This window comes from Allocoleopsis sp. (assembly GCF_036703385.1).
Lineage (GTDB): Bacteria > Cyanobacteriota > Cyanobacteriia > Cyanobacteriales > Coleofasciculaceae > Allocoleopsis.
In genome coordinates this window covers 1-6526 of the sequence record NZ_DATNPA010000220.1, presented here as the reverse complement: position 1 = coordinate 6526, position 6526 = coordinate 1, and the positions used below count along the sequence as shown (strand labels likewise).

Annotated in this window: 4 protein-coding genes and 1 pseudogene; 2 read left to right on the top strand and 3 right to left on the bottom strand. The window is 47.3% G+C overall.

Annotation, left to right across the window (positions count from 1 at the left end; translation table 11 throughout):
• The 3 genes from V6C93_RS10910 to V6C93_RS10900 form a co-directional block, all read right to left on the bottom strand.
• On the bottom strand, window positions 1-882 hold an 882-nt coding region (locus V6C93_RS10910), incomplete at its 3' end, for an AAA family ATPase (RefSeq protein WP_333476683.1).
• Between the two features lie 63 nt (window positions 883-945).
• Complete coding sequence (locus V6C93_RS10905; protein WP_349262682.1) at window positions 946-1383, bottom strand: bis(5'-nucleosyl)-tetraphosphatase; 438 nt, start codon at window positions 1381-1383, stop codon at window positions 946-948.
• A 31-nt stretch (window positions 1384-1414) separates the two neighbouring features.
• On the bottom strand, window positions 1415-1960 hold the full coding sequence (locus tag V6C93_RS10900; RefSeq protein ID WP_333476681.1) for an RNA 2'-phosphotransferase: 546 nt from the start codon (window positions 1958-1960) through the stop codon (window positions 1415-1417).
• 414 nt (window positions 1961-2374) lie between these two features.
• Here V6C93_RS10900 and V6C93_RS10895 point away from each other — a divergent pair, with 414 nt between their 5' ends.
• Both V6C93_RS10895 and V6C93_RS10890 read left to right on the top strand, forming a co-directional pair.
• Window positions 2375-4513: an iron uptake porin gene (locus V6C93_RS10895; protein ID WP_333476680.1), complete on the top strand. Its 2139-nt coding sequence runs from the start codon at window positions 2375-2377 to the stop codon at window positions 4511-4513.
• Window positions 4514-4813: 300 nt separating this feature from the next.
• Window positions 4814-6526 (top strand): annotated as a pseudogene (locus tag V6C93_RS10890) (hypothetical protein); the annotation flags it as partial.

The window sequence follows — 6526 nt, the reverse complement described above, 5'->3', positions numbered from 1 at the left end:
AAATCCTAGCGGCATGAGAATTTCTTTAGCCACAGCTTGTGTCCAAGCTGTTTTCCCCGTACCCGGTTCCCCGCTCACTAAAACAGCGAGTTGGTTTTGGTCGAGAATGGCCTGTTGAACCGTATCTGTAAAACTTTGAATATCAGCAGAAAATGTCCGTATCGGAAACTGGCTGTGAATTTGTCCCACACGGCTTTGATACCCACTGAGCATCACCGCTAAGTTGTACGTCGCTTTATTAATCAGAGGAGCTATATCCTTGGCAATGATTGTATACTGCCGCCGTCCTCTCCCAAGATTGTCAATTTGTAACCAAACTTGTTGCTCTGACCAATAGGCAAAAACTGTGCCAATAATTTCCAGCCGCTCCCAGTTGACAAACCGATTGATAGGAAAATAAAAATGTCGCTCCATATAGTACTGGGTAATCAGCTCAGGGTTACCCAGCAAATCTAGAACTCGGAACACAGTAATTTCCTGTAATCGGGTAAGAACATAATCAATAGGAATACTATCACGACTGACAAGTTGTGTCACAGGCGTATCAACACTCAATACTTCTCCATAGCGATGGTCAGGAACTGGCGGCGTAGGAGTAATATAATCCCAGAACTCATCGAGTTCATATCGTATATTTTGTGAGAAAATATTTAAAACATTGGCCCACCAAGTGTATTGATTGCGACCGAGAGCATCAGCAATGTCGCTGGCAAAGTCTAAGCTTTTCTGAGTTAATTCCCAAGGATCATTAGATACAAGATGTAATAAGAAATTCCAGTCAAACTGTCGAGCCAAAGGCCGCCATCCGGCTCCTAGCAATCCTCTATTTTGCTGGTTGTTACGTGTAAAATTGTCTTCGTTACCCAAGTATTCTGAACTCATGATTTTGGTTTATTAAGGCTTAACAGTAACCCAAACAATCAAAAAATAATTTATTTATTACATTTAAAGTTGGATTTCATTTTTGTAAAAATAGTGTTCCAATTCTTTAAGCAGAGGGTCAATCTTTTTTTTCTGAATGGTGTGAGGTGGGTTCCAGTCCACCCAGCAATAACTGTCATGTTCACTGAGTTGTATCTCCACATCTTGCTTCAGCCATCCTAGAAAAATAACCACTGTCTTCTCGACAAATTCTCCTCCACATCGAGCGTCGCGAGTTCGATAGGTCGTGGTGAAGCGAAAAGTCTCATCGAGCTGTAGAGTACTCGCTTCAATTCCCGTCTCCTCATACAGTTCGCGGAAGGCGCACCTCAACTCATCTTCCCCGAGTTCCATATGGCCTTTGGGTAAGTCGTAGCGAGTGGGACGCTTTATCAGCAGCAAGAAACTTAATTGCGGTTGAGTTCGCATAACCATAACTCCGCAGGATTTAAGCTTTTGCATAGTGGGATTTTTTCATTCCTAGATAAATAAATCAGAGCGGTTGTAGATACTCACAAGGGACGCGATCGACTAACCAAACTCCATTTTCAGTACAGTAGAAGGTATGACCTGCCTCATGCATAGCTGCGGCATTAACTCTAAAAACAACTGGACGACCGTGCCGTATACCCACCTTTTTCGCTGTAGTTATATCGCTGGATAAATGAACGTGATGTCGTGACATTTTGCAAAGACCTTCACGAAGAATGGCCTCAACGGCACCGTGACCCGTACCGTGGTACAACACATCGGGAGGAATTGCAGGCTCAAGTTCTAAATCGATCTCTACACTATGGCCTTGATTAGCTCGAATTAAGCTACGTGTGGAGTCAAAAGAAAAGCGTTTCTTGTCGTTTTGAGCCACGACTTCATTGAGTTCGATTCGATTGATGGGGAAAGAGTGTTTTTTACAGGCGACGAGAAGTTCATCGACAGCAACCCACCCACCAGGGGCAAGTTTGATGCCAATCTGTTCCGGAGTATGTCGAAGATGCTTGCTAAGATATTTGCTGATTTTTACTAAGCGAGAATTGTTCATGCCGTTCCTCCTAGGCAAACAGGAATTGGGAGTCGGGAGGCAGGAGAGCGTGATTTTTGTGATCGGTGGCGTGTGAGTGCCATGATGCCTGTCTCATCTTCAACTCATGAGTTCGGCGATACCAAAGGCGCGGCTAGCGTAGGACACTAGGAAAATTGTTGCGACGGACTAGAGCATTTGGGGTTGATACAGGTTTATCAGAGATGTAGAAGGGATACTTGTATTATAAGATACTACATTCAGGCTTGAGCAGATTCCCGATGCTTCAGGTTTTTCTATTAAGAACCTTTGAGAGGGACAGAGGCATGTAAAGTTGTTTGACTCTGAATAAGGAATAAAAATTCAGTTAGCCGTTGCCCTCAAATCTCCGCTAAAATCAAACGCGATTGTGGTGTTTCGAGGAGTAATAAGACCGTGAAATCCTGTCTGAGTTTTGAAAAGACAGCCTCTTCGGCATTAATATTTGCAACCCTGAGTTGCTTGGTCGCTAATTTCTCACCCGCTCAAGCGTCATCTGCCATTAGTACAACAACGGCGGATGTAGCGATTGAGTCTTCAAAACAGGAATTTCCGGCATCGAAAGATTTCTCAACAGTAACAGAGACAGCCGAGCTAGCACCGATAACCAACCCGCCAGTGGGGGTAGCATTGGCAAATCCCAAAGAGGAGTCAGTCATCACTACTCCTACTGAAGATATGTTGGTTGAGGAAACACAAGCACCAGTCAGGGAGTTAGCTGTTGCACCCGCAACCAATCCCTCAACTCCTACTGAAGATATATTGGTTGAGACAGCACAACCAAAAGTCAGGGAGTTAACTGTTGCACCCGCAACCAATCCCCCAACTCAGCCTGAAATATCTCTCACCAACATCGAGACGGCGGCTAGCTCAACCGACTCATCGAGCGAGACGAAAGTCAAGGACATAACGACACAACCGCCACTTCAGGCTCAATCCTTGCCAACTGAGGAGGTCAACGAATCCGTATCTCCGGCGGTAACGACCCTAGACCCGATAGAGGGAGCAGAGGTCGATGACTCAATGGAGCAGGTTACCAATGTGACTCAGTTATCAGACGTGCGACCGACAGACTGGGCTTACGAGGCACTGCGCTCTCTTGTAGAGCGCTATGGTTGTATTGCTGGTTATCCCGATCGCAGCTTCCGAGGCAACCGGGCAATGACACGCTATGAATTTGCAGCTGGATTGAATTCCTGTTTACAGCAGATTGAGCGTTTGATTGCGGGTACTGGGAGCGATCGCGCTTCCAAGCAAGATTTAGAAACCTTGCGCCGCCTTGTGAGTGAGTTTCAGTCAGAACTCACTGCTCTAGGCACACGGGTCGATCAACTCGAAGGTCGAACCGCGTTTATGGAAGACCACCAATTCTCTACCACAACCAAGCTTTTTGGTCAAGCTATCTTTGGGGCTCAGGGACGTAGCGAAAATCAATTCAATCTCTTCTTGGACAGACAGTCAGACCCAGGCACAAATATCAACTTAGTTGATAACGTGCAGTTGAGTTTGTTCACTCAATTTAGCCCTCGTAGTTTGTTGCTGACCGGACTCGCCGCAGGAAACGGTAACGACATCGGCACTCCTTTGGAGAACTATGTAGCCTTAGGTTATCAAAGCGGCGTCAATAACAATTTGCAGGTCAGTGACCTCAACTTTCGCCAACTCATCGGGAGTAAATTTGCCCTAATCTTCGGGCCCGTCGGGGTCGATCCTGTTGATGTTTTCCGGGGAGTCAATCGAGTAGAAAGTGCAGGACAAGGCCCCCTGTCCCGCTTTGCCCAGCGTAACCCCATTATTAATATTGGGGGTCGTGGCGCTGGGATTGGCTTTGACTGGCAAATCGCCTCGCGCATGAGCTTGCAAGGGGTCTACTCCGCCAACTTTGCCTCAGATCCATTCAACGGTGGCATTTTTGGTGGCAATGAAGGGTCAACGACAGCTGGGGCGCAGTTAGTCGTGTCACCGACAGATAATATCGATGTCTCCTTGCAATACATCAACAACTACTCACCCTCCGGTAACTTGTTCACTGGCGTTGGGGATAGCGTTTTAGCCGTACAACAATTTAATTCTTCAGGCTTCCTGAGGGCACCGATGAACACGAATGCCGTTGGTCTCTCGTTGGAATGGCGAGTGTCACCGCGCTTTACCGTTGGAGGGTGGGGCGGTTACACCACGTCAGACTTCAAAGGCGGATCGGGCAATGTAGAGACGGTTAACTGGATGGCATTCCTGAATTTTCCAGACCTATTGGGTGAAGGCAACCTAGCTGGTATTTATGTCGGTCAACCGCCAAAGATTACCAGTAGCGACCTTCCCGCAGGCAGAAATCTTCCCAACTTCATCCAAGGCAACTTTGCCGCAAGTCCAGGTGGGCAACCCGATACGACACTTCATCTTGAAGGCTTCTATCGCATCCGAGTCACTAACAACATTAGCGTTACGCCAGGAGTAATGGTGATTTTCAACCCGAATCACAACGAAAACAATGACACCATTACCGTTGGTGCCCTCCGCACAACCTTTACCTTCTAAGGGTTTGGGCGCTGGGGAGATAGATTGTTGCTGAGTCAGGAACTTCCCAGCGCATCCCTACGTCTACTTATAACGATCTCCAAACATTCGCTAGCTAGGCTCGTGTCTTTAGGCGTGAGTTCACTTTCCAAGGGAAGAAAAGGTTACATGTTGGGTACCCCACACTACTTTTCTTAATACAGCTCACTCTAATCCTGATCGGGATAGATTGATGAAAAATTTTTGGTTCCCTGGGGAGTTTCAAGTCACTTTAAATCCATGTATTCTCAGTCGTTCATTCACTAGTAGTGGAGTCTTAACATGATTGCCCAGTCAACGCGCTATGCTGTTTGCTTAGGTCTCGCTGGAAGTTTGGCAGTGGCAGTAGCCCCTGCTGCTCGTGCCGAGATTCCAGTCACAGGAGGCAGCTTTTCGGGTCAAGGTGCTTTTTTCGTTCCGACATCAGCAGGAACAGGAACCAGTACTTCAGGAACAGGAACTAGTAGTTCGGGACAAGTAGAACTCTTCGATGTTTCAGTTCAACAACTTCAGCTAAAAACCTCTAACGGAAATACGAACACAGCTGTTTTTGTTCCTACGGCTGCACGTTTTGATGCTGGCTCGGATAATCAGCCTAACGCGAATGACAAGGGTACATTGCAAGGACTTTTATCAGGGATAGGTTATTCTTCTAGCGGTAGTTATATTCCCTTTACAAATCGTAATACCGTCCTGAACTTTACCTTAAATAGCTTTAACCCTAACTTAGGTAGTATTAATGGAACGCTGATTAGCCCTCAAACAGCGGGTCAGACTCCACTCTTGTTCTTACCCAAGGTGAATGCCACTGTTGCCTCTGGGTCTAGCTTTCAAGCGACGGGTGGCGACTTAAAACTGGGTACTATTGACGCCAAAATCAATGATGGTCTGATTGATTTGCCTTCAACCGTTAAGTTCCAGCAAAGTAGCAGTACTCCTACAACACCAGCTATTGCCACTATAGAGCGACGCGTCAAATTCGAGTTTGCAGGACAAAATGTTGTTCCCCAAGATGGAACTAACTTCAATGTAAACAGTAACACTGGTACAGGTGGCACTGGTACAGGCGGTACTGGCACAGGTGGCACTGGCACAGGTGGCACTGGCACAGGTGGCACTGGCACGGGGAGTACTAGCAACAGTAACTCCATCAGATTTGTTGGTACAGCTAACCAGACATTCAAGATTGAGACGGTTGGCAACCAGAATGGGCAATTTACCCTTGAGAGCAACTTGGGAGCCGTAGATATTCAGATCAACGAGCCTTCCCTCAGCACAACAGGAACGTTGAGCAACACTCAGACTCTAGACAGCTATTCAATCAAAGGTGAAAGCACTGGCGTTGTATCGTTGTTCGCGCTTAATTCAGTAGGCTTTGGTACTACTTCAAGCAGTACTACTTCCTCAAGCGGTAGTACTTCTTCCGGCGGTACTACTTCCCAATCAAACACCCAATTCTCGTTCCAGCAGGGCAGTAACAAACTAACAGGTAGCAGCACGGGTGACGTAAACTTCTACGCTGTTGCTGGGGTTAATAGCTTTAACAAGAATACAGAGTTCACCAACTATCAACCCACTAACAGTAATACCCCTAATACAGGTTCTAGCGGGGCATGTTTTACCTGTGGCTCTACACTGTCCAACGGTAGCACGATAGTGATTGGCAACACCGTTGTCACGGTTGGTAGCCCCATTAATGTTGGCGGTGGCAGTGGTACAGGCGGTACGGGTAGCGGCACGGGTAGCACAGGTGGCAGCGGCACGGGTAGCACAGGTGGCAGCGGCACGGGTAACACAGGTGGCAGCGGCACAGGTGGCAGCGGCAGTGGCAGCGCTACAGGTGGCGGCACAGGCGGCAGCAATGGTTCAGGTGGCAGCAATACCTCAGCTTCAGACTCTGGTAATTCGTTCAATACTGACTTCCTGGGACAGCAAGGTACTTCCAATCAGGAGCAATATTCCTTTCTTGTATCCGGCAACATTCGTTTTGTAAGT